Annotated in this window: 23 protein-coding genes; 13 read left to right on the forward strand and 10 right to left on the reverse strand. The window is 66.1% G+C overall.

Translation table 11 applies throughout. The annotated features are described in order from the left end of the window. Positions 1–27 precede the first annotated feature (27 nt). From ACM42_RS27830 to ACM42_RS27840, 3 genes are all read right to left on the reverse strand, one after another. Positions 28–2,643: an EAL domain-containing protein gene (locus ACM42_RS27830; RefSeq protein ID WP_271530851.1), complete on the reverse strand. Its 2,616-nt coding sequence runs from the start codon at positions 2,641–2,643 to the stop codon at positions 28–30. 158 nt (positions 2,644–2,801) lie between these two features. Beyond that, positions 2,802–4,100 (reverse strand): MFS transporter, encoded by a 1,299-nt coding sequence (locus ACM42_RS27835; RefSeq protein WP_271530852.1) that lies wholly within the window; start codon positions 4,098–4,100, stop codon positions 2,802–2,804. Between the two features lie 151 nt (positions 4,101–4,251). Continuing rightward, positions 4,252–6,645, reverse strand: a complete 2,394-nt coding sequence (locus ACM42_RS27840; RefSeq protein WP_271530853.1) for a bifunctional diguanylate cyclase/phosphodiesterase — start codon at positions 6,643–6,645, stop codon at positions 4,252–4,254. A 325-nt stretch (positions 6,646–6,970) separates the two neighbouring features. On the opposite strand from ACM42_RS27840, the gene ACM42_RS27845 reads away from it, so the two are divergent. Further along, positions 6,971–8,137, forward strand: coding sequence for an ABC transporter substrate-binding protein (locus ACM42_RS27845; RefSeq protein WP_271530854.1), 1,167 nt, complete (start codon positions 6,971–6,973; stop codon positions 8,135–8,137). A 102-nt stretch (positions 8,138–8,239) separates the two neighbouring features. Next, complete coding sequence (locus ACM42_RS27850) at positions 8,240–9,715, forward strand: caspase family protein (protein WP_271530856.1); 1,476 nt, start codon at positions 8,240–8,242, stop codon at positions 9,713–9,715. 288 nt (positions 9,716–10,003) lie between these two features. Here ACM42_RS27850 and ACM42_RS27855 read toward each other — a convergent pair whose 3' ends face one another. Then, a complete protein-coding gene (locus tag ACM42_RS27855; protein WP_271530858.1) occupies positions 10,004–11,428 on the reverse strand; it encodes an FAD-binding oxidoreductase in 1,425 nt (474 codons plus the stop codon). Between the two features lie 83 nt (positions 11,429–11,511). Here ACM42_RS27855 and ACM42_RS27860 point away from each other — a divergent pair, with 83 nt between their 5' ends. Further along, positions 11,512–12,018: a thioesterase family protein gene (locus ACM42_RS27860; protein ID WP_271530859.1), complete on the forward strand. Its 507-nt coding sequence runs from the start codon at positions 11,512–11,514 to the stop codon at positions 12,016–12,018. Positions 12,019–12,084: 66 nt separating this feature from the next. On the opposite strand, the gene ACM42_RS27865 is transcribed toward ACM42_RS27860, so the two are convergent. Then, entirely contained in the window at positions 12,085–12,258 is a 174-nt protein-coding gene (locus tag ACM42_RS27865; protein ID WP_008556598.1) for a DUF1328 domain-containing protein, read from the reverse strand. Between the two features lie 236 nt (positions 12,259–12,494). Between ACM42_RS27865 and ACM42_RS27870 the strand changes: the two genes are divergently transcribed. From ACM42_RS27870 to ACM42_RS27910, 9 genes are all read left to right on the forward strand, one after another. Further along, on the forward strand, positions 12,495–15,044 hold the full coding sequence (locus ACM42_RS27870) for an ATP-dependent helicase (protein WP_028178316.1): 2,550 nt from the start codon (positions 12,495–12,497) through the stop codon (positions 15,042–15,044). A gap of 8 nt (positions 15,045–15,052) precedes the next feature. Beyond that, complete coding sequence (locus ACM42_RS27875) at positions 15,053–15,337, forward strand: type II toxin-antitoxin system HicB family antitoxin (RefSeq protein WP_271530861.1); 285 nt, start codon at positions 15,053–15,055, stop codon at positions 15,335–15,337. Between the two features lie 88 nt (positions 15,338–15,425). Next, a complete protein-coding gene (locus ACM42_RS27880; protein WP_028178314.1) occupies positions 15,426–15,842 on the forward strand; it encodes a hypothetical protein in 417 nt (138 codons plus the stop codon). Further along, on the forward strand, positions 15,842–16,507 hold the full coding sequence (locus tag ACM42_RS27885) for an OmpA family protein (protein ID WP_271530863.1): 666 nt from the start codon (positions 15,842–15,844) through the stop codon (positions 16,505–16,507). Before ACM42_RS27880 ends, ACM42_RS27885 begins: the two co-directional genes overlap by 1 nt. A gap of 152 nt (positions 16,508–16,659) precedes the next feature. Further along, positions 16,660–17,196: an Mpo1 family 2-hydroxy fatty acid dioxygenase gene (locus ACM42_RS27890; RefSeq protein ID WP_271530864.1), complete on the forward strand. Its 537-nt coding sequence runs from the start codon at positions 16,660–16,662 to the stop codon at positions 17,194–17,196. 28 nt (positions 17,197–17,224) lie between these two features. Next, on the forward strand, positions 17,225–18,256 hold the full coding sequence (locus ACM42_RS27895) for an NAD-dependent epimerase/dehydratase family protein (protein ID WP_271530865.1): 1,032 nt from the start codon (positions 17,225–17,227) through the stop codon (positions 18,254–18,256). Between the two features lie 27 nt (positions 18,257–18,283). Continuing rightward, positions 18,284–18,910 (forward strand): methyltransferase family protein, encoded by a 627-nt coding sequence (locus ACM42_RS27900; RefSeq protein WP_028178310.1) that lies wholly within the window; start codon positions 18,284–18,286, stop codon positions 18,908–18,910. Positions 18,911–19,062: 152 nt separating this feature from the next. After that, positions 19,063–19,272 (forward strand): hypothetical protein, encoded by a 210-nt coding sequence (locus tag ACM42_RS27905; RefSeq protein ID WP_028178309.1) that lies wholly within the window; start codon positions 19,063–19,065, stop codon positions 19,270–19,272. 138 nt (positions 19,273–19,410) lie between these two features. Then, positions 19,411–20,712: a PQQ-dependent sugar dehydrogenase gene (locus tag ACM42_RS27910; protein ID WP_271530866.1), complete on the forward strand. Its 1,302-nt coding sequence runs from the start codon at positions 19,411–19,413 to the stop codon at positions 20,710–20,712. A gap of 3 nt (positions 20,713–20,715) precedes the next feature. Here ACM42_RS27910 and ACM42_RS27915 read toward each other — a convergent pair whose 3' ends face one another. After that, positions 20,716–21,540, reverse strand: a complete 825-nt coding sequence (locus ACM42_RS27915; RefSeq protein ID WP_271530867.1) for an aspartate dehydrogenase — start codon at positions 21,538–21,540, stop codon at positions 20,716–20,718. 148 nt (positions 21,541–21,688) lie between these two features. On the opposite strand from ACM42_RS27915, the gene ACM42_RS27920 reads away from it, so the two are divergent. After that, positions 21,689–22,762 (forward strand): tartrate dehydrogenase, encoded by a 1,074-nt coding sequence (locus ACM42_RS27920; protein ID WP_271530868.1) that lies wholly within the window; start codon positions 21,689–21,691, stop codon positions 22,760–22,762. A gap of 108 nt (positions 22,763–22,870) precedes the next feature. Here the strand turns inward: ACM42_RS27920 and ACM42_RS27925 are convergent, their stop codons facing one another. The 4 genes from ACM42_RS27925 to ACM42_RS27940 form a co-directional block, all read right to left on the reverse strand. Next, positions 22,871–23,815 (reverse strand): LysM peptidoglycan-binding domain-containing protein, encoded by a 945-nt coding sequence (locus tag ACM42_RS27925; protein WP_271530869.1) that lies wholly within the window; start codon positions 23,813–23,815, stop codon positions 22,871–22,873. A gap of 138 nt (positions 23,816–23,953) precedes the next feature. After that, entirely contained in the window at positions 23,954–24,319 is a 366-nt protein-coding gene (locus tag ACM42_RS27930; protein ID WP_271530870.1) for a hypothetical protein, read from the reverse strand. Positions 24,320–24,328: 9 nt separating this feature from the next. Beyond that, entirely contained in the window at positions 24,329–24,574 is a 246-nt protein-coding gene (locus ACM42_RS27935; protein ID WP_271530871.1) for a hypothetical protein, read from the reverse strand. A gap of 54 nt (positions 24,575–24,628) precedes the next feature. Further along, a complete protein-coding gene (locus tag ACM42_RS27940) occupies positions 24,629–24,808 on the reverse strand; it encodes a hypothetical protein (RefSeq protein ID WP_442868951.1) in 180 nt (59 codons plus the stop codon). Positions 24,809–24,836 lie beyond the last annotated feature (28 nt).

The raw sequence follows: 24,836 nt of genomic DNA on the forward strand, positions 1-24,836 counted from the left end.
CCAAATCGCCGGTCGCCAATGCGTTCCCTATCGGCTGCGAATATCGCCCAAGGGCAGCGACGCTGACCGGTGCACTGCAGCCCCGCCCGCGGGCGCAAGGTCGAGCCGCCCCAGCATCGTCCTCGCCTGCTCGGCGCAGTGGTCGATCAGCCAGCGCTCGAAGGCGACGGGAGGCAACGCGGGTGCATAGAGAAAGCCCTGGACGATGTCGCAGCCGAGCTCGGCCAGCGTCTTGCGCTGCCCCTCGGTCTCGACGCCCTCGGCGACCACGGTCATGCCGAGGCCCTGGCCGACGCGGACCACCGCGGTGGCGATCGCGAGCGCGCCCGCGTCTTTCTCGATGTCGCGCATGAAACTGCGGTCGATCTTCAATTCGCGGATCGGAAAATGCGCGAGCCGGCTCAGGCTGGAGTATCCGGTGCCGAAATCGTCCACCGAGAGGCCGACGCCGAGCTCGCGGATCGCGTTCATCGTCTCCAGCGCTGCGACGCCATCCTGCATGAACGCGCCTTCGGTAATCTCCAGCATCAGCGCGTCCGGCGGCAGATCGTGTTCGGCCAGGATGTCCTTGAGCCGCGCCGCCAGCGCGACGTTACGGAAATTGATCGGCGACAGGTTCACCGAGACGCAGGGAATGTTGAGCCCGGCGTGGCGCCAGCTCGCGATCTGCCGGCAGGCCTCGCGCACGGACCACAGGCCGATCTGCTCGATCAGGCCGCATTCCTCGGCGAGCGGGATGAACTTTGCCGGAGAGACGTCGCCGAGCACGGCATCGCGCCAGCGCGCCAGCGCTTCGACGCCATGGATCGCGCCGTCGCAGCTGCGGATCTGCGGCTGGTAGCTGAGACTCAGTGCGCCCTCCGCGATCGCGCGGCGCAGCGCCGCGATCAGGGCCAACCGCTGCTCGGCGAGCACGTTCATCTCGGCACTGAAGATGCGATGGGTCGAGCGTCCGGCCTGCTTGGCCATGTACATGGCGGCGTCCGCCTGCTGCATCAAGGTGTCGATATCGGTGGCGTGATCGGGGTAGAGGCTGATGCCGATGCTGGCGGACATCGGCATCAGCTTCGACCCGAGCCGGAGCGGCCGCGCCAGCGCTTCGGCGATATCGGCCGCGACGCGCTCGGCGCTCTCGGCGTTACGTTGCGGCAGCAGGATGACGAACTCGTCGCCGCCGAGCCGCCCCAGCATGTCGCCGGGACCGATATGCTCGCGCAGGCGTTGCGCGAGCTGGACCAGGAGCTCGTCGCCGGCGGCGTGACCGAGCGTATCGTTGACGTCCTTGAAATGATCGAGGTCGAGGAAGGCCAGCGCGACATGGCTGCCGGTCGGGCAGGCATCGATGGCCGTGGTGATCAGGTGCCGCAACTGGGCTCGATTGGGCAGGCCGGTGAGGATGTCGTGATAGGCGAGCCGCGCGATCTCCGCGCGCGCCTCCTTGCGCTCGATCGCGAAGGCGCCGAGGTTGACGCAGGCCTCGACGATGCGCCGGTGCCAATTGCTCGGCGCGCGCGGCTCGCGATAGTAAAAGGCGAAGGTCGCGATGACGCGGCCGTCCTTGGCCTTGACCGGGGTCGACCAGCAGGCACGCAGGCCGATCGCGAGCGGCATCGCCTTGTAGGGCTGCCAGCGCGGATCGGTATCGAGATCGGTCGCCAGAACCGGTGTACCGTAGAAGGCCGCGGTGCCGCAGGAGCCGACATTGGGACCGATCGCGATGCCGTCCAGCGCGCGGGAATAGTCCTCAGGCAGGCTGGGACCACCGAGCGGATGGATCAGGCCGGCGGCATCGACGTGAAGCAGCGAACAGACCACGTCGGGCGCGATCTCCTCGACGCGACGGCACAGCCGATCGGCGATCTCGCCGATCGGCACCTCGTCGGCGAGCGCGCTCATGATGAGCTGCTGAAGCGAGCGCAGCTGCTTGGTCTCGGTGATATCCTCGAGCAGCGCGAAGATATGCTTGACCCGGCCCCTGCTGTCGCGGAACGTGTCGATCCGGGCGGAGACCCAGATCTCCTCGCCGTCCTTGTCGTAGACGAGCACCTCGGTCTCGCCGCGATGGCCGCCACGCATCAGGCGCCTGACGAGCTTCGCGAGGGCCTTGCGATCGGTGTGACGACCGGCGACGAGCCCGTCGGCGCTGCGACCTGCGGCCTCCTCGCTGGTATAGCCGAACAGCGCCGTGAACGCCGAATTGACGTAGACGATGTTCTGCTCGACGTCGGTGATGATCACCGCGCGGTTGGTCTGGTCGGCGACGGCGTGGAGAAGCCCGATCCTGACGCGCCGCTCCGCATCAAGAGTGACGTCGCGTGCGAACACGATGCGATGGGTCGCGCCGCCAATCGTCGTTGATGACATCGACACCAGCGCCTTGATACGGCTGCCGTCGCGCCGCACGAGGCTGATCTCCTCGCGTAAATCCGCGGTCGCGCCGGACTCGAGACATTTGAGGGTGAGAACGGCGGCGTTGCGGCCGAGCACCTCGGTGGCAGCGAGCTTCCAGATCCGCTCCGCGGCAGGGTTGAAGTGCGTGATGCGATGCGCGTCATCGACGATGACGACGCCATCCTCGGCGCGTGCGAGTGCGGCGCGCAGCACGTCCGGGATTTCGGTCGCAGGACAATCGGAGGCAGACATCGTTGGAACCGGACGGCATCGGGAACAAGTGGCACTGAACCGACGCTAGCGCTCCGGTGGTGTCCAAGACGTTTTTGCGGGCCCGTGGCGTCACGCCAAGACGCGACATGCTTAACGTTCTCCGAAGAAGGAACGAGCAATGCGATGGTTGAGCCAACCTACTTCGCAATACCGCCGGGGAGCTTGTGCAGCCGGCCGGCGACGGCCCGCACATTGCGCGGCGCGGCCCGCCAGATCGCGAGCGCCGACAATCCGCTCATGACCATCGCGATGGCAAAGGCAAGCGTGTAGTCGCCGGCACGATCATAGAGGAAGCCCGTCACCCACGGTCCGGCCGCACCACCCGCCAGCGCCGCCAGCATGATCGTGCCGAAGATGCTGCCCTGATGCCTGCCCTGGAAAATCTCGAACACCACCGCCCCCATGATCGAGGTGAGACCGTAGCCGAGCGCGCCTTGCGTGAGCACCATCACATAAACCAGCCACAGCGACGGCTGGAATTTCAGCGCCATCAGAGCCGCAAAGCAAATCGCAAAGCCCGCGCAGCTGATCGCCCACACCCATTCTCGCCCGATCCGGTCGGAGACATGCCCGAGCAGGATCTGGCCGGGAATTCCGAGCAGGCTGACGATGCCGAGTGCCCACACCGCAACACCGGGGCTGAAGCCGATGTCGAGCAGGAATTTGGTCTGATGCACCTGCACCGCGTACCAGATGTAAAGGCCGCAGAAATAGCCGAGCGCGATCCACCAGAAACGCGCGGTCGCGACGGCTCGCTTGAGCGTCCAGTCGATCCCGACCCAGACGGGATCGACGATGTTGGAGACCGGTTGGGCCGCGCCCGGCACCGGGGCAGCGTCGCCGTCCGGTTCAAGGCCGATGTCCTGCGGGCGCCTGTGCAAGAGCAGATTTATCGGCGCCAGCACCACCAGGATGAGCAGGCCCATCGCCGTGCAGGCGGTGCGCCAGCCGGTCTGCTCGATCATGTGCTGCACCCATGGCAGCAGCGTCACCGAGCCGATGCCGACACCCGCGAAAGCGATGCCGATGGCGAAGCCGCGCTTGCGGATGAACCAGTTCGGCAGGAACAGCGACTGGCCGGAATAGCCGAGGCACACCGAGCCCGCACCGACCATGACGCCGATAGTGACATAGAGATGCCACGGCGCGCTGGTCAGCGGTGCCAGCAGTAGCCCGCCGCCCATCAGCACGACGCCGAGCTCCATCACCGCGCGCGGACCGGCGCGATCCATCAGGCGGCCGATCAGCGGGCTGACCACGCCCGACACCACGAAGCCGAAGGAGAAGGCGCCCGCCGTGACGCCGCGCTCCCAGCCGAACTCGGAGATGATGGGCGGAAAGAACAGCGAGAAGGCGGTACGCGCGTTGACGCCGATGGCCATGGTGACGAAGGTCACGGCGACCACCACCCAGCCGTAGAAGAACGGAAGCCGCATGTTGTGCTTGTTTCATCCCTAGACGTTCCTTCGGATCATCCGGGAATGCTCTGGTCAAGCGCTTTTTCGCGCATGCCCGCTGGGCGAGGACGGAGCTGCCACGGCGTCGGACCGGACTTCGTCCCGGCCATCCACGCCTCGCGAGGCGCGTTCAGGCGGCGTCGCGCCGCGAAGGTTTGGCCGGCTCGTCGAACTGGATCCCTTCGATCGGTTGCGGCCTGCCCAACAGATAGCCTTGCGCGAAATTGACGCCGAGCACCTTAAGCCGCTCGAATTCCTCGCACGTCTCGACGCCCTCGGCCGTGACCGACATGTCCAGCCCGCGCGCCAGTGTCACGATCGCGGAGATGATGGCGGAGCTGCGCGGCTGATGCGTGAGGTTGCGGATGAACGACTTGTCGATCTTGATCTTGTCGAACGGGAACGCGGTCAGGTAGCTGAGCGACGAATAGCCGGTGCCGAAATCGTCGAGCGCCAGCTCGATCCCGATGCCCTTCAGCCGCTCCATGAAGGCGTGGTTCTCGGCCGCGCGCTCCAGCAGCACGGATTCCGTGATCTCGATCTCCAGCCTCTGCGGTGGCAGGCCGGAATCGGCGAGCGCCGCGCAGATCATTTCGAACAGCTCGGCCTCCTTGAACTGGATCGGCGACAAATTGACGGCGACCATGAGATCGGAGGGCCAGCCGGCGGCGTCCGCACAGGCGCGCCGCAGCACGAATTCGCCGAGCGGCACGATCAGCCCGGTCTCTTCCGCAAGCGAGATGAACTGGTCGGGCGGGATCAGTCCGCGCGCCGGATGCCGCCAGCGCACCAGCGCCTCGAAGCCGCGCCGTACGCCGCTGAGGGCGTCGACGAACGGCTGGTAGTGCACCTCCAGCTGGCACTGTGCGATGGCGTCGCGCAGATCTCCTTCCAGCGTGTTGCGGGCCTCCAGCTCGGCCGACATCGCCTCGTCGTAAATGGTGAAGCAGTTGCGGCCCGCTGATTTCGAACGATAAAGCGCGAGATCCGCTTTCTTCAGGAGCTGCTCCTGATCGCTGCCGTGGTCCGGCGAGATCGCGATGCCGATGCTGGTGCCGATCTCGACGCGGTGTCCCGGCAGCAGGAACGGTTCGCTCACGAGCTTGGCGATCCGCGCCGCCAGCTCGGTCGAGCAGGCGCGCTGATCCTCGCAGGCTTCCTGGATGATGGCGAATTCGTCGCCGCCGAGCCGCGCCAGCACGTCGTTCGCGCGCATCGCGGATTTCAACCGCTGCGCCACCTGGCGCAGCAGCGCATCGCCGGCTGCGTGTCCGAGGGAGTCGTTGACGTTCTTGAAGCGGTCGAGGTCGAGCATCAGGATCGCGAAGGGCAGACCCGTCACGCCGGATTGCCCGTTCATCTCGTCGAGCCGGGTGAGGAAGAAGGCGCGGTTCGGCAGTCCGGTGAGTATGTCGGTCTGGGCAAGCTCGAGCACCCGCCGGTTCGCCTGCGACAGCCGCCGCGAATTGCGGCTCGCAAGCATCAGATAGGTCGACAGCGACATCGTCAGCAGCATGCCGACGATCAGCACCGCGCCCGCGCGATCGTAAGTCGTCGCCAGCGGACCGCCGGCGGTTGGAACCGCCCGCACCTGCCAGTCGGTATCGCCGATCTTGAGACTGCCCGACCAGTGCACGGCCCGCGCGATGTCCCGCATCGAGCGCGGCGCGGTGGCGGCCGACGAGTAATCCGGCAGCGTTTCCTCCAGCTTGGCGACCTGCGCCGCGAAGGGCGGGTAGACGTTCACGCTGACCGCCGGGCTTGCCCCGGTGGTCACGCGAATGGACTGGATCAGCAGCGGCAGGTCGAAGATGCCGACGACGAAGCCGGCGAGATTGCGGCGCCGGTCCGCGATCTCCTCGCGCGACGTGCCCTTGGCGTAGACGGGAATGGCGACGAGAACGTCGGGCACCCGGCTGCCCCCCTGCTTCGGCTCGAAGAGGCGCGTGCGAATGGCTGCGACGCGATCGTTGTCGCGCGCGCGCTCCAGCACCGCCCGGCGCTCCGGAACGGTCGCGTAGTCCATGCCATAGACCGACGAGGTCTTCGGCTGAGTCGAGTAGAACACCGGAAAATATTCGTCGCCCTGCGTTGCGGTGACGAATCTCTCACCCTGCAGCGACTTGATCCGATAGCCGGACACGCCGTCGGCGATCGCCGCGGCCTCGTATTCGGCGCGCTCCTTGCTGTTGACGCGCGGCAACCAGGCAATGCGCAGCATGCCGGGATGGCGCTCGAACAGGCGGGCGCTGAAGGTCTCGAATTCGCTGCGAGTGACTTCGTCGCTGGTCGATTCGAACAGCGTGCGCAGTGCGAGGAGCCTCGATATGTACTCGTTCATGCCGTTCTGCATGACGATCGCCTGGGTCTCGGCGGCGTTCTCGAACTCGCCCCGGTTGACGCGATCTTCCCACCGCGCCACGGCGGCGGCGCCCACGATCGAGAACAGAAGGCCGATGCCGACCGCCACGAGCGCAGGGCGATAAAGCCCGAGTAGCGGCGCGGCACGCCACCATCCGCTCATACGCCTCCGATCCTGATCGTTCTGATCGCGACCGCCCATCTTGACCTGCAAGTCCCCATCGATACGGCGACACGAACTTCTGGTTGAGCCGCCGGCGCGACTACCGGACCAGGATCGGGGTTAAGAACTGCCCAATTTCGCAAACCAGGCGCCCGCGCATCGCGCGGCTTAGTTAACGATTGCCCAGAAAGTTCCGGCAGAGTGGCAGTAACTTGCCGGCTTTACCCGGAGTCCTACGGACCGCCGACGCGCACAAATTAGCGTCCTGTTCAGCCCGCAGGATTTATCGTCTCCGCAACGCGTCCTGTATCCGGCAAGCATCCTCATGACACGATCGCCATTCGCGACCTACGTCGGCTTGACCATCGCATTGTTGGCCGCAGCGACGCCTTCCGCCAAAGGCGACGAAGTCGGCGTCGGCGAGGACGCGATCCTGTTCGGTCAGGCGGCAGCGCTCGAAGGCCCCTCCTCCGCGCTCGGACAGCGCATGCGGCAAGGCATCGTCGCGGCATTCACCGAGATCAACGCCAAGGGCGGCGTCCACGGCCGCAGGCTCCAGCTGATCAGCCGCGACGACGGCTACGACCCCGACCGGTCGGTGACGCAGACGCTGCGCCTGATCGAGGACGACAAGGTGTTCGCGCTGATCGGCGCGGTCGGCACGCCGACCGCCATCGCGACAATTCCCATCACCAGCACCAGGAACATTCCCTTCATCGGCCCCTTCAGCGGCGCCGAATTCCTCCGCGACCTCGAGCTTCCCAACGTCGTCAACATCCGCGCGAGCTACGGCGCGGAGGCCGAGGCCTGGGTCAAGCACCTCACCGAGGATCGCCGCTTCACCCGCATCGGCATCTTCTACCAAGACGATTCCTTCGGCCGCGACGGTCTCCTTGGCGTCAAGCGGGCGCTTGCAAGGCGCGGCCTCGAACTCGCCGCCGAGGGCACTTTCGAGCGCAACACCCGCGCGGTCGCCGCGGCCTTGCGGGTGATCAAGCGCGCCGAGCCCGAGGCCATCGTCATGGTCGGGACCTATGGTCCCTGCGCGGAATTCATCAAGCTCGCGCGCCGCAGCGGCTTCTCTCCGACCTTCGTCAACATCTCCTTCGTCGGCGCCAACGCGCTCGCCGGGGAGCTTGGCCCGGACGGCGAAGGCGTCATCGTCTCGCAGGTGGTGCCTTTTCCCTGGGACCGCTCGCTCAAGCTCGTCGCCGACTACCAGAGGGCGCAGCAGGCGTTCGATCCGACGCTGACACCGGACTTCGTGTCGCTCGAAGGCTATATCTCCGGTCGCCTCGCGGCCGCGGCGCTGGAAAAGGCCGGACCGCAGCCGACGCGCGCCAGCCTGTTGCGCACCATCAACGATATCGGCCGTTTCGACATCAGCGGCACCATCGTCACCGTCGGCCCGCGCATGATCGACACGCCGCCGAAGGTGTTCCTGACGGTGATCCAGAAGGACGGGACGTTCACGGCGGTCGACCGATTGTAGCCGTAGAAGATCCGCGCTCCGTGATCCGGCGCACAGACGGCCTCATGGCGCAGACGTAGAAAAAGTGACATCATCGCGCGTATTGCCGATGGAGGTGACACCATGCGCCGTCCGACCTTTTCCAATCTTCTGCTTGCATCCGGGCTTCTTGCGCTCACGCAATTGATGACGCCGACCGGCGCCGCCGCCGAAACGCGGCTTGCGCTGGTGATCGGCCAATCCGCCTATCGCGCCGTGCCGGAGCTGCCCAACGCCGCCAACGATGCCAAAGGCATGATGGAGCTGCTCGGCAATGCCGGCTTCACCGTCACCACCGCGGCCAACCTTTCGCAGAACGAGATGCGCGCGGCGATCTCGGATTTCGCCGGCAGGGTCAGTGCCAGCGGCGCCGATACCGTCGCACTGGTGTTCTATGCCGGCCATGGCCTGCAGATCGACGGCGAGAATTATCTGGTGCCAGTTGATCTCGATCCCAAGCGCGAGGCCGACATTCCGCTCCAGGGCGTGCGGCTGAACGACCTGCTCAACACGCTCGGCGCGCTGCCGACGCGGGCGCGCATCTTCATGCTCGATGCCTGCCGCAACAATCCGTTCCCCGCGCTCAGCGGCGCCGGCCACGGCCTTGCGATCGTCGACACCAAGGCCGGCGCGCCCGGCTCCTTCATCTCCTATTCGACCTCGCCCGGCGCCGAAGCCGAGGACGGCAACGGCATCGACAGCCCCTACACCGCGGCTGCGCTGACCATCGCCAAGCAGCCCAATCTGCCGATCGAGGAGGTCTTCAAGCGCATCCGCGTCGCCGTGGCGCAATCGACCGACGGCCGGCAGATCCCCTGGGAGAGCTCGTCGCTGACGACCGACTTCAGGTTCTTCGGCGAGAGCAGCGTCCAGACGTCCGCCCTTCCAGGCGCAGCTTCAATGGCGCTTGCGAGTGCCACGCGCAGCCTCGAGGACTGGCGCAAGGAACTGCAGGGCAAGCCGGCCCCGGTCGCCTATGAACTCGTGATCACCGAGGACACGGTGCCCGCTTATCAGGCCTATATCGAACTCTACGCACAGGACGCCCGCACGCCGCGCCTACGCACCGTGCTCGAGCGGCGGCGGCAGATGCTGGCCTGGGAGCGCGCGACCGCGATCAACACACGCGCCTCGTTCGAGGCTTATCTGCAGAACTGGGACAACAGCGATCTCGCGGCAACCGCGCGCAGGCTGCTGCTCCGCGTCCAGAACCGCAACTACGCCTTGCCCGTGGCCGCCGCTGCGACGCCTGCCCCGGTCGCCGTCGCGATGGCGCCGACCTGCCCGTGCTCGACGCCGTCGACGCCGGTCAATCCGAGCGTCGCGCCCGTCATCAAGAAGCGCGTCGACACCCCGCCGAAGCGCAAGGTGGTCGAGACGCCGCCCAAGCGACGACCGCCGTCCGACCAAGTCGTCTACGAGCGCGCGCCGCCGCCGGATCGCGGCCCGCCGCCCGAGGCTGTCATGCAAGGCATCGGCGTCGGTGTTGGTATCGGCCTCGGCATGGGAATGGGCAGCCGCGGCGGAGACCATTATCGCGGCGACTACCGCAGATACTGAGCCGGTCCTACTGAGGTAATCGGACTTGAGCATCTACACGAGGTCGTCATGCCTGGGCTTTGTCCCGGGCATCCACGTTCTCTGCGCCGTCTAACAAGGCGTGGATGGCCGGGACAAGCCAGGACAAGCCCGGCCATGACGCGCCCCGCATGCGGCAGCTGGCATCTACTGCAATAGCGACGGGTAGTCGCGCTGCATGGCCTCGCGAACCCGGCCTGCCTGGATTGCACGCGACAATATCTGAGCGGCGGGATTGCCGAAAGCTCCCTGTCGCTGACTGCGCAGGCCTCAAGCCTCCGGCACGATCTTGCCGGGGTTGAAGATGTTCAGCGGATCGAGCGCCTTCTTCAACGCCCGCATCGCATCGAGCGCCTCGGGGCCGAGCTCGGCCTTGAGATATTTCTGCTTGCCCTGGCCGATGCCGTGCTCGCCGGTGCAGGTGCCGTCCATCGCCTGCGCGCGCTCGACCAGGCGATGCATGAACTCCTCGCCGCGTGCCATCTCGTCGGCGTCGTTGGTGTCGCAGACCAGCGAGCAGTGGAAATTTCCGTCGCCGACATGGCCGACGATCGGCGACAGCAGGTTGAGGCGCTTGAGATCCTCCTCGGTCTCGCTGACGCAATCGGCGAGCCGTGAAATCGGCACGCAGACGTCGGTCGCGACCACGCCGATGCTGTCGCCGGGCCGCAGCGCCTTCACCGACCAATAGGCGTCGTGCCGCGCCTGCCACAGCTTGGTGCGGTCCTCCGGCTTGGTGGTCCAGGAAAAATCGCCGCCGCCGCACTCCCTTCCGATTTCGCCGAACGCCTTGGACTGCTCGCCGACCTCGATCTCGCTGCCGTGGAATTCCATCAGCAGCAGGGGCGTCTCCGGCAGCGTCAGCTTCGAATAGGCATTGCAGGCCTTCACCTGCGCGGCATTGAGCAGCTCGATGCGCGCGACGGGAATGCCTGTCTGGATCGCCAGGATCACGGCCTGACAGGCCCCGTGCACGGTCTCGAACGAGACCGCGCCCGCCGCGATCGTCTCGGGGATGCCGCGCAGGCGAATGGTCAATTCCGAGATGATGCCGAGCGTGCCCTCGGCACCGACGAACAGATGCGTGAGGTCGTAGCCGGCCGAGGATTTCTTGGCCCGCGTGCCGGTCGTGATGATCTCGCCGTCGCCGCGCACCACCTTCAGCGCCAGCACGCTGTCGCGCATGGTGCCGTAGCGCACCGCGTTGGTGCCGGAGGCGCGGGTCGAGGCCATGCCGCCGAGCGAAGCATCCGCGCCGGGATCGATCGGGAAGAACAGGCCCTGGTCGCGCAGATGCTCGTTCAGCGCCTTGCGGGTGACGCCGGGCTGGATCACGCAGTCGAGGTCTTCGGCATGCACCGCGAGCACCTTGTTCATGTCGCGCAGGTCGATCGAGATGCCGCCCGCGGGCGCGTTGACCTGGCCCTCGAGCGAGGTGCCGGTGCCGAAGGCAATGACCGGCACGCGGTTTTTCGCGCAGATCCGCACCACGTCCTGGATGTCGGCCGTCTCCTGCGCCATCACCACGCCGTCCGGCGGCTGGTTGGGGATCCATGTGGTGGTATGGCCGTGCTGCTCGCGCACGGCCTGCGAGGTGATGAGGCGGTTGCCGAAGCGTGCGGCAAGCTGCTCCAGCGTGCTCGCGAGGGCTTTCGGCTCCGGCCGCGGCAGATTATTGGTGATGGTCGTACCCACGGAATTCCTCCCGAAAGAAGAACCGTGGCAAAGGACATAAAACCGGTCAAGTCAAGCGACCGGACGCATCGTTGGAAGGAAACATGCCGGAGACCACCGCCTCAGCGCCCAAAGCCGAGCCGTTCCGCGCCTCGATCATGCAGATCGAGCCGCAATGGATCGACTATAACGGCCATCTCAACATGGCCTATTACAACGTGATGTTCGACCGCGCGATCGACCAGCTCTGGAGCGAGCTCGGGATCGGACCGACTTACATGAAGGAGCGAGGCGGCTCGACCTTCACGGCCGAATGCCACGTCCGGTACCTGCGCGAGATCCACTTCGGCGATCCCGTGCAGATCTTCGTCTGGCTGCTGGAGGCCGACGACAAGCGGCTGCACACGTTCGAGGAGATGCGGCACGCAACCGAGGGCTGGCTGTCGGCCACGTCCGAGAACATGTCGCTGCACATGGACATGAATGCGCGGCGCGTCGCGCCGTTTCCGCCAGACATCCGCGAACGTATCGCTGGGATCACAAAGGCCCACGGCGCCGTGCCGCGGCCTGAGGGCATCGGCCGCAGTGTGGCGATGCCCTCGAAACGGTAGCAGCTCAAGCTGCATCCGCCGCTTGCTGGTTCACCCTCTCCCCGCGGGGGAGTGGTGGACACGCCGCTATATCCTGTTGCGGCCGCGCGCCAGGCCGACCACGGCCGAGACCAGGAACAGGACGACCGCGATGAAGAAGATGATCTTGGCGATCTCGATCGAAGCGCCGGCGATGCCGCCGAAGCCCAGGATGCCGGCGATCAGTGCAATAACCAGAAACGTCACAACCCAGCCTAGCATGGTCAAACCCTCGTCTTGATGTTGTCTGCGTCGACGCGGCTGGCCGCGCCACCTGTCCAGACAATCTCGACGCGGGAACGATGGTTCCGGCCCATGCGGGGGCGAAATTCGCGGCTGGCGCTGGAACAAATCGGCCTGCCGCGCACGTGGAAAACCTGTCCCCGGCGCCCCATATGGGCTTCAATCCCTGTTAAGAAGGCTCCCTTCCACCACCCCGCGGTGCCATCGTGGGGCCAATGATTCGCATGACCGAGCCGAGCAAGATCACGTCCCAGAATGTCCCCGACCACCAGCCCGCAGCCGGCGGCATCGCCGCGCGTGCGCGCGCCTCGGTGGGCCCGAAATACCTCTCCGGGCTCAATCCCGAGCAGCGCGAGGCCGTGGAGACACTGGACGGCCCGGTTCTCGTGCTGGCCGGCGCTGGCACCGGCAAGACGCGCGTCCTGACCACGCGCATCGCCCACATCCTGAGCCAGGGCCGCGCCCGCCCCGCCGAGATCCTGTCGGTGACCTTCACCAACAAGGCCGCGCGCGAGATGAAGCATCGGCTCGGCCAGATGCTCGGCCATGCCGTCGAGGGCATGCCGTGGCTCGGCACCTTCCACTCCATCGGCGGCCGCATCCTGCGTTTCCATGCCGAACTGGCGCAGCTCAAGTCGAACTTCACCGTGCTCGACGTCGACGACCAGGTCCGGCTGCTCAAGCAGCTGCTGCAGGCCGAGAACATCGACGACAAGCGCTGGCCGGCACGGATGCTGGCCGGCCTGATCGACGGCTGGAAAAACCGCGGCCTGATGCCGTCGCAAGTGCCCTCGGGCGAGGCCGCCGTCTTCGCCAACGGCAAGGGCGGCAAGCTCTATGCGAGCTACCAGGAACGGCTGAAGATCCTGAACGCGGCCGATTTCGGCGATTTGCTGCTGGAGAACATCCGGATCTTCCGCGAGCACCCTGATATCCTCAGGCAGTACCAGCAGCGCTTCAAATACATCCTGGTCGACGAATACCAGGACACCAACGTCGCGCAATATCTTTGGCTGCGGCTGCTGTCGCAGGCGCCTTCGCAGCCAGCGCTGCCGGTTGCGGCCGCTCCGGACGCGATCGATGACCCCAGCAGGGACGCGGCCCTAGCGGCGCAAGCATTGGCGCCAGCCGCTGCGAGGCTGAAAAACATCTGCTGCGTCGGCGACGACGACCAGTCGATCTATGGCTGGCGCGGTGCCGAGGTCGACAACATCCTGCGTTTCGAGCACGATTTCCCCGGAGCCAAGGTGATCCGCCTCGAGCGCAACTATCGCTCGACCGGCCACATCCTCGCCGCCGCCTCGCATTTGATCGCACACAATGAAGGCCGGCTCGGCAAGACGCTGCGCACCGAGGATCAGGACGGCGAGAAGGTCACGGTGACGGGCTCCTGGGATTCCGAAGAGGAAGCCCGCGGCATCGGCGAGGAGATCGAGCAGCTCCAGCGCCAGGGCGAGAAGCTCAACGAGATCGCGATCCTGGTGCGCGCCTCCTACCAGATGCGCGAGTTCGAAGACCGCTTCGTCACGCTCGGCCTGCCCTATCGCGTCATCGGCGGCCCGCGCTTCTACGAGCGCGCCGAAATCCGCGACGCGCTGGCCTATTTGCGCGTCATCAACTCACCGGCCGACGACCTCGCCTTCGAGCGCATCGTCAATACGCCCAAGCGCGGCCTCGGCGATGCCACCGTGCAGATGCTGCACGACCACGCCCGCAAGCGCCGCATTCCCCTGTTCGAGGCCGCGCGCGCGGTGGTCGAGACCGACGAGCTGAAGCCGAAGGCGCGCGGGTCGCTGCGCGACCTCGTCGCCCAGTTCGACCGCTGGCGCGCCCAGCGCGAGGTCACCGCGCATACCGACCTCGCCCAGATCGTGCTTGACGAGAGCGGCTACACCGAGATGTGGCAGAAGGACCGCTCGGCGGACGCGGCGGGCCGGCTGGAGAACCTGAAAGAGCTGGTGCGCTCGATGGAGGAGTTCGAGAATCTGCAAGGGTTCCTGGAGCACATCTCGCTGGTGATGGACCGCGAGGGCGGCGCCGAGGACGACGCGGTGTCGCTGATGACGCTGCATTCGGCCAAGGGCCTCGAATTCGACAACGTATTCCTGCCGGGCTGGGAGGAAGGCCTGTTCCCGAGCCAGCGCACGCTGGACGAACAGGGCCGCGCCGGCCTCGAGGAGGAGCGCAGGCTCGGCCATGTCGGCCTCACCCGCGCGCGCCGCCGCGCAAAGATCTATTTTGCGACCAACCGGCGGATCCACGGCACCTGGTCGACCACGATCCCATCGCGCTTCCTCGACGAATTGCCGGCGGCCAATGTCGAGATCACGGAATCCAAGGGCGGCTCGGCCTGGGGCGGCACCGGCGGCTACGGCGCCTCGCGCTTCGACGACATGGAGGCGTTCGGCTCCAGCTATTCGACGCCGGGCTGGCAGCGCGCCCAAGCCAACCGCAACCGCGGCGGCGGCCGCAGCGGCGGCGGCCGGGGCGGCTTCGAGGAGGAGGCCACCACGTTCTCGACCTCCTCGTCATCCGGCCCCGATTTCGGCAGCTTCTCCTCGCGCCGGCGCGGGCCCTTGACGATCGAAGGCGAGCTGGTCGCCAAATCGACCGGCACGACCTCGGAATTCTCGCTCGAAGACCGCGTCTTCCACCAGAAATTCGGCTACGGCCGCGTCACCAAGATCGACGGCAACAAGCTCACCATCGCCTTCGACAAGGCCGGCGAGAAGAAGGTCGTGGACAGCTTCGTGCAGCGGGCGTGAGGCCCGGTATGGCTCAGTACGTTGCCATCATCGAGGACGCCGATCCGGAGGCTGTCAGCCTGTGGTTTCCCGACCTGCCCGGCTGCATTTCCGGCGGCGACGATCTCGACGAGGCGCTGGAGAATGCGCCCGAGGCGCTCGCATTCTTTGCGCAGGAGCTGGCCGCGGACGGCCGCCAGCTTCCCCCGCCGCGGACGTTGGACGAGCTCAAGGCCGATCCTGATTTTGCCGACGATCTCGGGAAACACACGGCTGTCCTGATCGAATGGCCGCCCCTCGATGCCTCGGAGTGAGGACTGTTCGCCGCACTCCCCGGGCGTTCGACGGTTCTCCGCCGAACAGCCCTTGACCATCGCGAACTTCCCCGTATCAGATAAACCCATGTTCCGGGGCTCCATCACATTGATCGTGCTTGCATTGGGGATGCCGTCGCTTGCGGCGGCGGAGACCATGAGCTTTGGCGATTCGATCGGAAAGCTGGCGGCAAGCTGCGGCGCGGAAATCGTCGCCAATTGCCGCGGCGTCAATCCGGATTCGAACCGGCTGAAGGAGTGCCTGTCGCGCAACCGCGACGTGCTGTCCCCGCAATGCGCGAGCGACTATTTCGGCGTGTTCGACGCCATCCAGAAGCGCGTCGCCGCGCGCGTCACGGTGGCGAACGCGTGCCAGCGCGAGATCGTCAAGGTCTGCGGCGGCTCGACCAAGGAGACCAGCAAGTCGGTCCCCTGCCTGGTCTCGACGCCCAAGGGCATCAGCAACAACTGCCTGAAGGCCGTCGACGACGCGGGGTATCGCTGATGCGCGCGGAGGGGCTCTTCACTGCCGGAACGATCGTTGCGCTGGGGCTCGCTTTGCTCGCGGGCACTGCCGGCGCGCAAACGGCAGCGCCGACCCGCGACGACATCGTCGACAAGCTGAACCATTTCGAAGAGGCCGCCGAGGTCGATCTGCCCGCGCTGAAGCAGCAGGTGATGGAGCGCGCCAAGACCAGGATCAAGAACGATCCGGGACCCGTGAACCGGCCGCTGATCGCGCCTGATCTCGCCAAGCTGCCGGCCTTCAATGCGCAGATCCAGTTCGACGCCGACACGCCGATCATCCAGCCGGCGTCCTATCAGACCGTCGGCCGGATCGCGGATGCGCTGGTTCATGCCTCGCTGCTGCCCTACACGTTCCTGATCGTCGGCCACGTCGAATCCAATTCGAAGACGCGCGAGGCCAACGCGATCCTGAGCCAGCGGCGGGCAGACGCGATCCGCGACGTGCTGGTGAACACGTTCAAGATCTCGACCAAGCGGCTGCATCCGATCGGCCTCGGCGAGGAGCAATTTCTCGACCGGGCGAAGCCGACCTCGGCCGTCAACGGGCAGTTGCAGATCCTGACCTATGCCAAGCTGCCGGAGGAGCCGCGTCCGGCCGCGGCCCCTGCGCCTGCGGCGAAAAAACCCGCCAAGAAGCGCTGAGCGAACGCGGTTCCGCGGCGAGCGGAACCCTTTGAAGCGCTGGCGTTTTGCAGCCTGTCCGGGGCGCGCCGGCACGGCTTGGCGCGACAAAAGCGCCGGTTTGTGCACCGCCGGGTCCGGTGCTATAGCCTCTGTTCGCCCTTCCTGACCCCATGCAGCATGAGACCGAAATGGGTGGCTTCTTTCAGCGCCAACTTGCCGTTTACGTCGAGTACCATCGCGATCCCCGGAACACGGCGATGCATGTGGTCGGCATTTTGTTGCTGTTCACCGGCGCCGTGCTGCCGCTGACGCTGGTCAAGCTTCCGCTGCTCGGTTTCAACGTCAGCCTGGCCGTGATCCTGGCTTTGCCGGTATTGATCTATTGGCTGCTGCTCGACATGGCGCTCGGGCTCGGCATTCTGGCCGTCTCCGTCGTACTATTTTCGGTTGCGACAACGACCGCAGCGCAAGTCAGCACTGCGGCCATGTGGGCAATTTTCGCCACGCTGGTGGTGCTCGGCCTCGCCGCGCAGACCATCGGCCACAAGGTTTTTGAGGGCCGCGAGGCCTCGTTGTTCACTTTTCCTTCGCATCTTTTGCTTGGACCGATGTTCGTGATGGCAAAATTGTTCATTGCCTTGGGCTTCCGTCGCGACCTTGCCGCGATTCTGGCGCCTCTTCCGACCAATTCCCTTTCGACCCGATAACTCCAAAAGCGAAACAGCAACCTTCTGCATGGCTCTCGTCCTGGTTACCGGTGGCAGTGGCTTCATCGGACATCATCTCGTCGAAGCGCTCCGCGCCCGCGGGCAGCGGGTCCGTGTTCTCGATGTCCGGGTGCCGGCCGCGGCGAATGCCGACGTTGAACACGTCCACGGCTCGGTGCTGGACGGCGCCGCGGTCGATGCTGCGATCGCCGGTGTCGATCAGGTCTATCACCTCGCCGGCCTGCCCGGCATGTGGGTCGCCAACAAGCAGGACTTTCACGACGTGAATTGCCGCGGCACCGAGATCGTGCTCGCGGCTGCCATGAAGCGCGGTGTCTCGCGCTTCCTGCACTGCTCGACCGAGTCGATCCTGTTCCCCTATTCCGACCTCAAAGGCGTTCCCGCCGAAGAGGCGCTGCAACCGGCCGACGCGATGCCCGGCGCCTATACGCGATCGAAGTCGCTCGCCGAGCATCATGCCGCAAAGGCGGCGGCTGCGGGCTTCCCGCTCGTGATCGGCACGCCGACCATGCCGATCGGCGCTGCCGACCACAATCTGACGCCGCCGACCGCGATGCTGTGGTACTTCCTCCAGAAGAAGGTGCAGCCGCATCTCGACTTCCTGGTCAACCTGGTCGACGTCCGCGACGTCGCCATGGGCCTCGTGCTGACCATGGAACGCGGCCGCCTCGGCCAGCGCTACATTCTCGGCGGCGATTGCGTTCCGCTCGGTCGCATCCTGCGGATGATGTCGGCGATGAGCGGCCGCCGGCAGTTTCCGGTCGTCGTGCCCGGAAAGATCGCCGAGCTCTCCGCGATCATGCTCGAATACATCGCCGATCACGTCACGCGCCGGCCGCCCAACGGCACCGCCGAGGGCGTGCGCATCGCGCTCGCCGCGAGCGACCTCTCGATCGGCAAGGCGCGCACCGAGCTCGGCTATTCGCCGCGTCCGATCGAGCCGGTCTTGCGCGAAACCATCACCCATCTGCTCGCCCGCAACGGGCAGCAGCCCTCCGGCGCCATCAAGCATCACGCGCTCTCCTCGCGCGCGAGCTGATCGCTCCGCCCAACGCAAAGAACCTTCATGTCCTTCGATTTCAGCAAGCTTCTCTCTGTCGCCTGGGGTGGTTGGACCACGACCTGGCCGACGCAACTGCTCGCCCTGATCTGGCTCGCCTGGCTCGCCAGCTGGGTCGGCGCCTCGTTCTGGCAGGGGCGCACGCAAAAGCAGGTGATGACGCTGGAGTCCGGGCGCTATCGCATTCCGATCCTGGTCGGCGGCATCCTGTTCACGCCGTGGACCGCGGAAGTGCTGAACGAAAAGCCGCTCTGGGTGTTCAGCAATACGGCCGTCTACATTACGGCGCTGATCGTGCTCGCCGGAATCTCCTTCACGTGGTGGGGCCGGCTGCATCTCGGAAAATTCTGGTCGAACACCATCACTCACAAGGAAGACCATCGCGTCATCGACACCGGGCCGTACGGCATCGTGCGCCACCCGATCTACACCGGCCTGATCGCCGGCATGCTGGCGACCGGCATCGCGGTCGGCACGGTGACAGCGATTCTCGGCGCCATCCTGATCTCGCTCGGCATGTGGCAGAAGGGCCGGATGGAAGAGGTGTTCCTCTCCAAGGAGCTCGGCGAGGACGCCTACGGCGCCTATTGCCGCCGCGTTCCGATGATCATTCCGTTCCTGTCGCCGCGCTGAAGGCATAGCAGCTCGCCTCACTCTCGTGTCCCGGACGCGCTGCAGCGTGCAACGCTGCGCTGCGTCCGGGGCACGGACCGATGCGCCAAGGAACCGCCCCCACGCTCGTCCGTTACCTCTCGACACCTGCATTGCACGCAGAGCATCGAGCCATGTCGGACGCCTACGATTATTTCCGCGCGCATGCGATTGCCGCCCTCCGCAAGGCGCGGGCGCTGCCGCCCGGGCGGACCAAGCAGAAGCAGCGCACGGTCGCGCGGGTGTATCATCTCTTGTCCAGGGAAGCCGCGCTGGCGCCGAACATCCATCACCTGGATGATTTTCGCGCGGCACGACGGCTGGAGCGACAGATCGGCCGCTGATCACAGGCGCAAACGCCGCGTCCGTCCCATGCAAATTCGATCGGCTGCCATTCCATGGGAATAGGCCCGCGCGGCCCGCCGCACAGGTTGACGTCTGCCCCGCCAGCCAGTTGGATGCGGCGCACACAGGGGCTTCTCATGACGTTTTCCAGCATCTTCGCGCAGTTCGTCGCGTTCATCGGCGGCATCGCGCTGCAATGGCGAAAACTGTCGGGCACGGAGCCCGCACCGGCCTGGGGCGAGAGGCCGGCCATTCCCGAGGCGAAGCCGCAAGGCGCGCTCCCGACCTTGAAGATGCCGACCGCACGCGGCTGGCGCGAGGGGCAGAAGCCGACGGTCGCGCCCGGGCTCAAGGTCAATGCGTTCGCGACCGGCCTCGACCATCCGCGCTGGATCGAGGTGCTGCCCAATGGCGATGTGCTGATCGCTGAGGCAACGCAGATCGCAGGTCCCCCGCGCTCCGTGTTCCATTATGCGATGCAGGCGACGATGCGGCGTGCCGCAGCGCTCGGCGTTTCCGCCAACCGCATCACGCTCTTGCGCGACAAGGACGGCGACGGCGTCGCCGAATATCGCGGCGCGTTCATGGAGAACCTCAGCCAGCCTTTCGGCATGGCGCTGGTCGGCGACACCTTCTATGTCGGCAACACCGACGGCGTGATGGCTTTTCCCTACGTCGCGAACGCCGACCGCATCACCGCCCCGGGCAAGCGGCTCACGACGTTCAAGCCGGGCGGACACTGGACGCGCAGTCTCCTGGCAAGCCCCGACGGCAAGAAGCTCTATGCCGGCGTCGGCTCGCTCAGCAACATCGCCGAGATGGGCATGGAGGTCGAGGAAGGCCGCGCCGCGGTCTACGAGCTCGACCTCGTCGCCGGCACGCATCGGATTTTTGGTGCCGGCCTGCGCAACCCGGTTGGATTGGCATGGGAGCCGAACACGAATGTGCTCTGGACCGTCGTCAACGAGCGCGACGGCCTCGGCGACGAGACGCCGCCCGATTATCTCACCTCGGTGCGCGACGGCGGCTTCTACGGCTGGCCCTATTGCTACTGGGGCAAGACGGTGGACGACCGCGTGCCGCAGGATCCGGCGATGGTCGCCAAGGCGCTTCAGCCGGACTATGCGCTCGGCGGCCACACGGCTTCGCTCGGCCTGTGCTGGATGCCCGCGGGTACCCTGCCCGGCTTCGGAGACGGGATGGTGATCGGCCAGCACGGCTCGTGGAACCGCAGCAAGCTGTCCGGCTACAAGGTCGTGTTCATCCCGTTCGAGAACGGCCGCCCGTCCGGTCCCGCGCGCGACATCCTGTCGGGCTTCCTCGCGCCGGACGAGAAGGAATCCTATGGCCGCCCGGTCGGCGTCGCGATCGGCCCGGACAAGTCGCTGCTGATGGCCGACGACGTCGGCAACGTGATCTGGCGCGTGACGGGCGCTTGATGCTCACGTCCCGACGCAGAGCGTGGCGCGCTGCTTGCGCAGCAGCGCGATCACCGAGAGCGCCGTGATCAGCCCCGTCTTGGGATTATCGGACGGGATGTTCTCGATCGACATCGAAAACCGTGCCGAATCCGCCTCGACCTCGATGCGGTGAACGTTGCGCGTCACGGTCGGGTCGGCCCAGATCTGCACCATCGTGCGGTCGGGCCCGACGCCCGCGAGCGACAGCGCAACCGCGACGTTGAGATTGGCCGGAAAGCCCTTCGCGGCCTCGCGCGCCGTGCCCTCGAACAGCTTCAGCGGCTCGCGCAGATTGTCGATGTCGATGTCATTCTTGACGATGAACGGCGCGCCCTTCAGCCCGTCGATCGGCTTGCGTGTCACCATCTTCACCGAATGGATGGTGCCGACCGCGGCGGCGTTCACGGCATCGAGCCCGATCAGCGCGCCGGTCGGCACGAGGATGCGGCCGCCATTGGCGCGGGCGAGATCGACGAGATCGAAATTGTCGAGCAACCCGCCGACGCTGACGACGACCGCGGCCTTGCCGCGCTTCACCGCGGGCTCGACGATCGCGCGCAGCTGACTGCTCGGCGCGCACTCGACCACGATATCAGCGGCATCGCCGAGCTGGTCGAGGGGCAAAACCTGCGGCGGACGACGCAAGCCGTCGAGGAAGGCCTGGTGCTTGGCGGGATCGCGCACAGCGACGGCGGACAGCGCCAGACCTTCGATGCCGTGGTCGAGCGCGGTCGCGATCTTGGTGCCGATCGAGCCCAGCCCTACAATAGCAACCCGCAACTCACTCTGGCCCCTCTGATCGGTCATCGCATCCCACTTTCCCGCCGGATTGATGTCATAGCGTATCATTTTCGGTATAAGCCAGCGTCAATTGAATTGGCCCTGCGGCCGGCAGGGACTCGCTGCGGCCCGGACCGTGATCCTCGCCGCAATCTCACTGATACGGAGCATTCCCATGCGCACCCATTCGATCGCAGCCATCCCCGCCGACGGCATCGGGCCCGAGGTGATCTCGGCCGGTGTCCGCGTGCTGGAGGCTCTGGCAAAGCGCAGCGGCGATCTCGCCTTCAACGTCACCACGTTCGACTGGGGCTCGGACTATTACAAGAAGCACGGCGTGATGATGCCGGCCGACGGCCTCACCGAGCTGAAGAAGTTCGACGCGATCTATTTCGGCGCGGTCGGCGCCCCTGATGTGCCCGACCACATCACGCTGTGGGGCCTGCGGTTGCCGATCTGCCAGGGCTTCGACCAATACGCCAATGTGCGGCCGACAAAAATCCTGCCGGGCGTGGCCTCGCCGCTGCGCAATGTCGGCGTCGGCGATCTCGACTGGGTGATCGTGCGCGAGAACTCGGAAGGCGAATATGCCGGCATGGGCGGCCGCGCCCACAGGGGCCTGCCGGAGGAGGTCGGCACGGAAGTGGCGGTCTTCACCCGCGTCGGCGTGACGCGGATCATGCGCTACGCGTTCCAGCTCGCGCAGTCGCGTCCGCGCAAGCTGCTGACCGTCGTGACCAAGTCGAACGCGCAGCGCCATGGCATGGTGATGTGGGACGAGATCGCGGCCGAAATTGCCGGAGAATTCCCCGACGTCAGCTGGGACAAGATGCTGGTCGACGCCATGACTGTGCGCATGACGCTGCATCCGAAGAGCCTCGACACCATCGTGGCGACCAATCTCCACGCCGACATCCTCTCCGATCTCGCCGGTGCGCTCGCCGGAAGCCTCGGCGTCGCGCCGACCGCCAACATCGATCCGCAGCGCCGCTTCCCCTCGATGTTCGAGCCGATCCACGGCTCGGCCTTCGACATCACCGGCAAAGGCATCGCCAACCCGGTCGCGACGTTCTGGACAGGTGTCCAGATGCTCGAGCATCTCGGCGAGAAGGATGCCGCCTCGAGGCTGATGGCGGCCGTCGAACGCGTCTGCGCCGCCGGCGTGCTGACGCCGGATGTCGGCGGCAAGGCCACCACCAAGGAAGTGACCGATGCCGTGATCGACGCGATCAACGGGTCGAATGTCTGATCACTGCTCTACGTCATGGCCGGGCCTGTTCCGGCCATCCACGATCTTTCGTGGCTTGCGGAACAACCGCCCGCTCAACAAGCGCAGCGTTCTCAGCGATGGGACCTTCTATTTTCGTCCACCCGCCGCCGGCGGTGGCAGTGCCATCGCGGCCGCAGGCTCCGGCGGCGTCAGGTGACGCGGGACGATGATGGTCTGCCCCGGGGTGAGCTGCGCGTTCTCCGGCAATGAATTGCTCTGCGCGAGCGTCCACAGCGGCACGCGATTGGCTGCGGCGATGCTCTCCATGGTGTCGCCGCGGCGCACCGGCACCCGCACGCCGCTGTCCCACAATTCGACCAGCGTGTCCGCCGGCACCAGATAGCGCAACGGCACGGCATCGGCCTGGGCTTGCGGCGGGATGCGCGGGAGCTGCGTCACCATCTCGACGATCTGGCGGTGGATGTCGTCGGACTTCTCGATGTTGATGTGGCTGACGCGCGAGTTTTCCTTCAGGTCGTAGCTCGCATAATGGCCGCGAAAGCCGGGCACGGCCACGACGTCGCCGCCGCCGAGCACGCTGTCGGAGAGGAAGATGTTGATGAACCGCTCGACGTTGAGCGGCACGTCGCCGGTCGCATGCGCCGGATCGATGGCGATGACGAGGCTGATCGGGATGTTCTCCTTGGCCGCCATCTCGGAGATGACGATCGAGCACAGGCCGCCCATGGAGTGGCCGATCAGCACGATCGGCGCCGGCGATTCCTTGTAGCTGGAGATGGCGCGATCGCCGATCCACCGGCAGATGGTGAATTCGTAGACGTTGGCCGAGAAGCCGGCCCTGGTTAGCTTCTCTTCGAGCCGATCCATTCCGGTCGAGAAGATCGGACCCATGGCGCCGCGGAACAGGTAGATTTTTGGCGGCGGCAATGGCTCGAACAGCGCAGGCGGCGGCGCCGCGGCGGGGGCGGCCGCGGTGGTCTTGGACTTGGCTGGTGTGGCAGCGGCCGTGCCGGTGCCGAAGGCGAGCAGCGCAACCGCTGCCAGCACGACAATTCGCCTTGGATCAAGCATCAGTCCAGCAGTCCCACTACAGGAGGCAGAGGCTTCCCCCGCCGCGCTTAGTGACCGCCGATTGGGTGGAATTTGGGGCACGGAACCGGGACCGTGACACCCGCCGCGGCATCGTGGCATCAATTGGAGGGAATCCATTTAATTGAACGGTGTCCATGGCTCGGCTTCGCAGGCCTCGAGAATCACCGAACTCTGGACACCCTTGTAGGTGTCATCGTCGAAAAAGACCGAATAGGCGGGGCGGTTGCTGGCTGATGGGCCACTCTGCCTCAAGCAGACGAAATACGATCCCGGCCCGTGGTCGGAATGGCGGACGGCGGATGTCTCCAGTCCCCCGGTCAGCTTGGCTTCGGCAGCCGCTTTCGTGACGCCCTCTTTCACCGCCTTGGCGCTGGGCGGCTGCGGAGGATGATACGCCGGAGGCAGATTTGCGCTCGACCCGCAGCCCGCCAGCAACAGCGTCAAGACCGCGGACAAGGCCGCCGCGCTCGATACGCGCCTCATCCTTGGGCCTCATCCTTGGCTCAGAAAGAGATAGAAACATCCCGCGACCGTGGGCAGGAACGCGACCACTGTCGCCATCCAGAAGCCGGGTTCCAGGATCGAATCCTGGTCGTCCGTCTCGCCGGCCGAGCGCCGATCCGCGTTCGTTCGGCTCCACACCTCATCGGCCGTGAACAGGGGCGCGCTTCTCGCGCACACACGCGCATCGGCGCGCGCTGCACCTTGGCGCAGGGGACGGATCGTTGCTTGGGTCATGTCATCTACTCTGGTCAGCCACGAATGTTGTTGAAGTCGGACAACGCATCCGGATCATTGCGTGAGCATCTGCTCTGAATTCACCTGGGTTGCCGGGGCCGGATTCCCGGCCGGACTCTCCTTGGCGCCGGAATCCGTCCAGGCCGGTGGCAGGCCGAGCCCCTGCCCCGCGAAGCCGGGAAACCGCCCGAACGCCTCGCACGCGACATATTTGGGAGCACCTCCGAACCGCATGGGGATGCTGTCCATCGGAGGCAGCGAA

It is taken from the genome of Bradyrhizobium sp. CCBAU 25338, from assembly GCF_028128965.1.
GTDB lineage: Bacteria > Pseudomonadota > Alphaproteobacteria > Rhizobiales > Xanthobacteraceae > Bradyrhizobium > Bradyrhizobium liaoningense.

What these genes read in the sequence shown, in the direction of transcription:
- ACM42_RS27830 (WP_271530851.1), bottom strand. Translation starts at nt 2,643, where the DNA reads ATGTCTGCCTCCGATTGTCCTGCGACCGAAATCCCGGACGTGCTGCGC.
- ACM42_RS27835 (WP_271530852.1), bottom strand. Translation starts at nt 4,100, where the DNA reads ATGCGGCTTCCGTTCTTCTACGGCTGGGTGGTGGTCGCCGTGACCTTC.
- ACM42_RS27840 (WP_271530853.1), bottom strand. Translation starts at nt 6,645, where the DNA reads ATGAGCGGATGGTGGCGTGCCGCGCCGCTACTCGGGCTTTATCGCCCT.
- ACM42_RS27845 (WP_271530854.1), top strand. Translation starts at nt 6,971, where the DNA reads ATGACACGATCGCCATTCGCGACCTACGTCGGCTTGACCATCGCATTG.
- ACM42_RS27850 (WP_271530856.1), top strand. Translation starts at nt 8,240, where the DNA reads ATGCGCCGTCCGACCTTTTCCAATCTTCTGCTTGCATCCGGGCTTCTT.
- ACM42_RS27860 (WP_271530859.1), top strand. Translation starts at nt 11,512, where the DNA reads ATGCCGGAGACCACCGCCTCAGCGCCCAAAGCCGAGCCGTTCCGCGCC.
- ACM42_RS27865 (WP_008556598.1), bottom strand. Translation starts at nt 12,258, where the DNA reads ATGCTAGGCTGGGTTGTGACGTTTCTGGTTATTGCACTGATCGCCGGC.
- ACM42_RS27870 (WP_028178316.1), top strand. Translation starts at nt 12,495, where the DNA reads ATGATTCGCATGACCGAGCCGAGCAAGATCACGTCCCAGAATGTCCCC.
- ACM42_RS27875 (WP_271530861.1), top strand. Translation starts at nt 15,053, where the DNA reads ATGGCTCAGTACGTTGCCATCATCGAGGACGCCGATCCGGAGGCTGTC.
- ACM42_RS27880 (WP_028178314.1), top strand. Translation starts at nt 15,426, where the DNA reads ATGTTCCGGGGCTCCATCACATTGATCGTGCTTGCATTGGGGATGCCG.
- ACM42_RS27885 (WP_271530863.1), top strand. Translation starts at nt 15,842, where the DNA reads ATGCGCGCGGAGGGGCTCTTCACTGCCGGAACGATCGTTGCGCTGGGG.
- ACM42_RS27890 (WP_271530864.1), top strand. Translation starts at nt 16,660, where the DNA reads ATGCAGCATGAGACCGAAATGGGTGGCTTCTTTCAGCGCCAACTTGCC.
- ACM42_RS27895 (WP_271530865.1), top strand. Translation starts at nt 17,225, where the DNA reads ATGGCTCTCGTCCTGGTTACCGGTGGCAGTGGCTTCATCGGACATCAT.
- ACM42_RS27900 (WP_028178310.1), top strand. Translation starts at nt 18,284, where the DNA reads ATGTCCTTCGATTTCAGCAAGCTTCTCTCTGTCGCCTGGGGTGGTTGG.
- ACM42_RS27905 (WP_028178309.1), top strand. Translation starts at nt 19,063, where the DNA reads ATGTCGGACGCCTACGATTATTTCCGCGCGCATGCGATTGCCGCCCTC.
- ACM42_RS27910 (WP_271530866.1), top strand. Translation starts at nt 19,411, where the DNA reads ATGACGTTTTCCAGCATCTTCGCGCAGTTCGTCGCGTTCATCGGCGGC.
- ACM42_RS27915 (WP_271530867.1), bottom strand. Translation starts at nt 21,540, where the DNA reads ATGACCGATCAGAGGGGCCAGAGTGAGTTGCGGGTTGCTATTGTAGGG.
- ACM42_RS27920 (WP_271530868.1), top strand. Translation starts at nt 21,689, where the DNA reads ATGCGCACCCATTCGATCGCAGCCATCCCCGCCGACGGCATCGGGCCC.
- ACM42_RS27925 (WP_271530869.1), bottom strand. Translation starts at nt 23,815, where the DNA reads ATGCTTGATCCAAGGCGAATTGTCGTGCTGGCAGCGGTTGCGCTGCTC.
- ACM42_RS27930 (WP_271530870.1), bottom strand. Translation starts at nt 24,319, where the DNA reads ATGAGGCGCGTATCGAGCGCGGCGGCCTTGTCCGCGGTCTTGACGCTG.
- ACM42_RS27935 (WP_271530871.1), bottom strand. Translation starts at nt 24,574, where the DNA reads ATGACCCAAGCAACGATCCGTCCCCTGCGCCAAGGTGCAGCGCGCGCC.
- ACM42_RS27940 (WP_442868951.1), bottom strand. Translation starts at nt 24,808, where the DNA reads ATGCGGTTCGGAGGTGCTCCCAAATATGTCGCGTGCGAGGCGTTCGGG.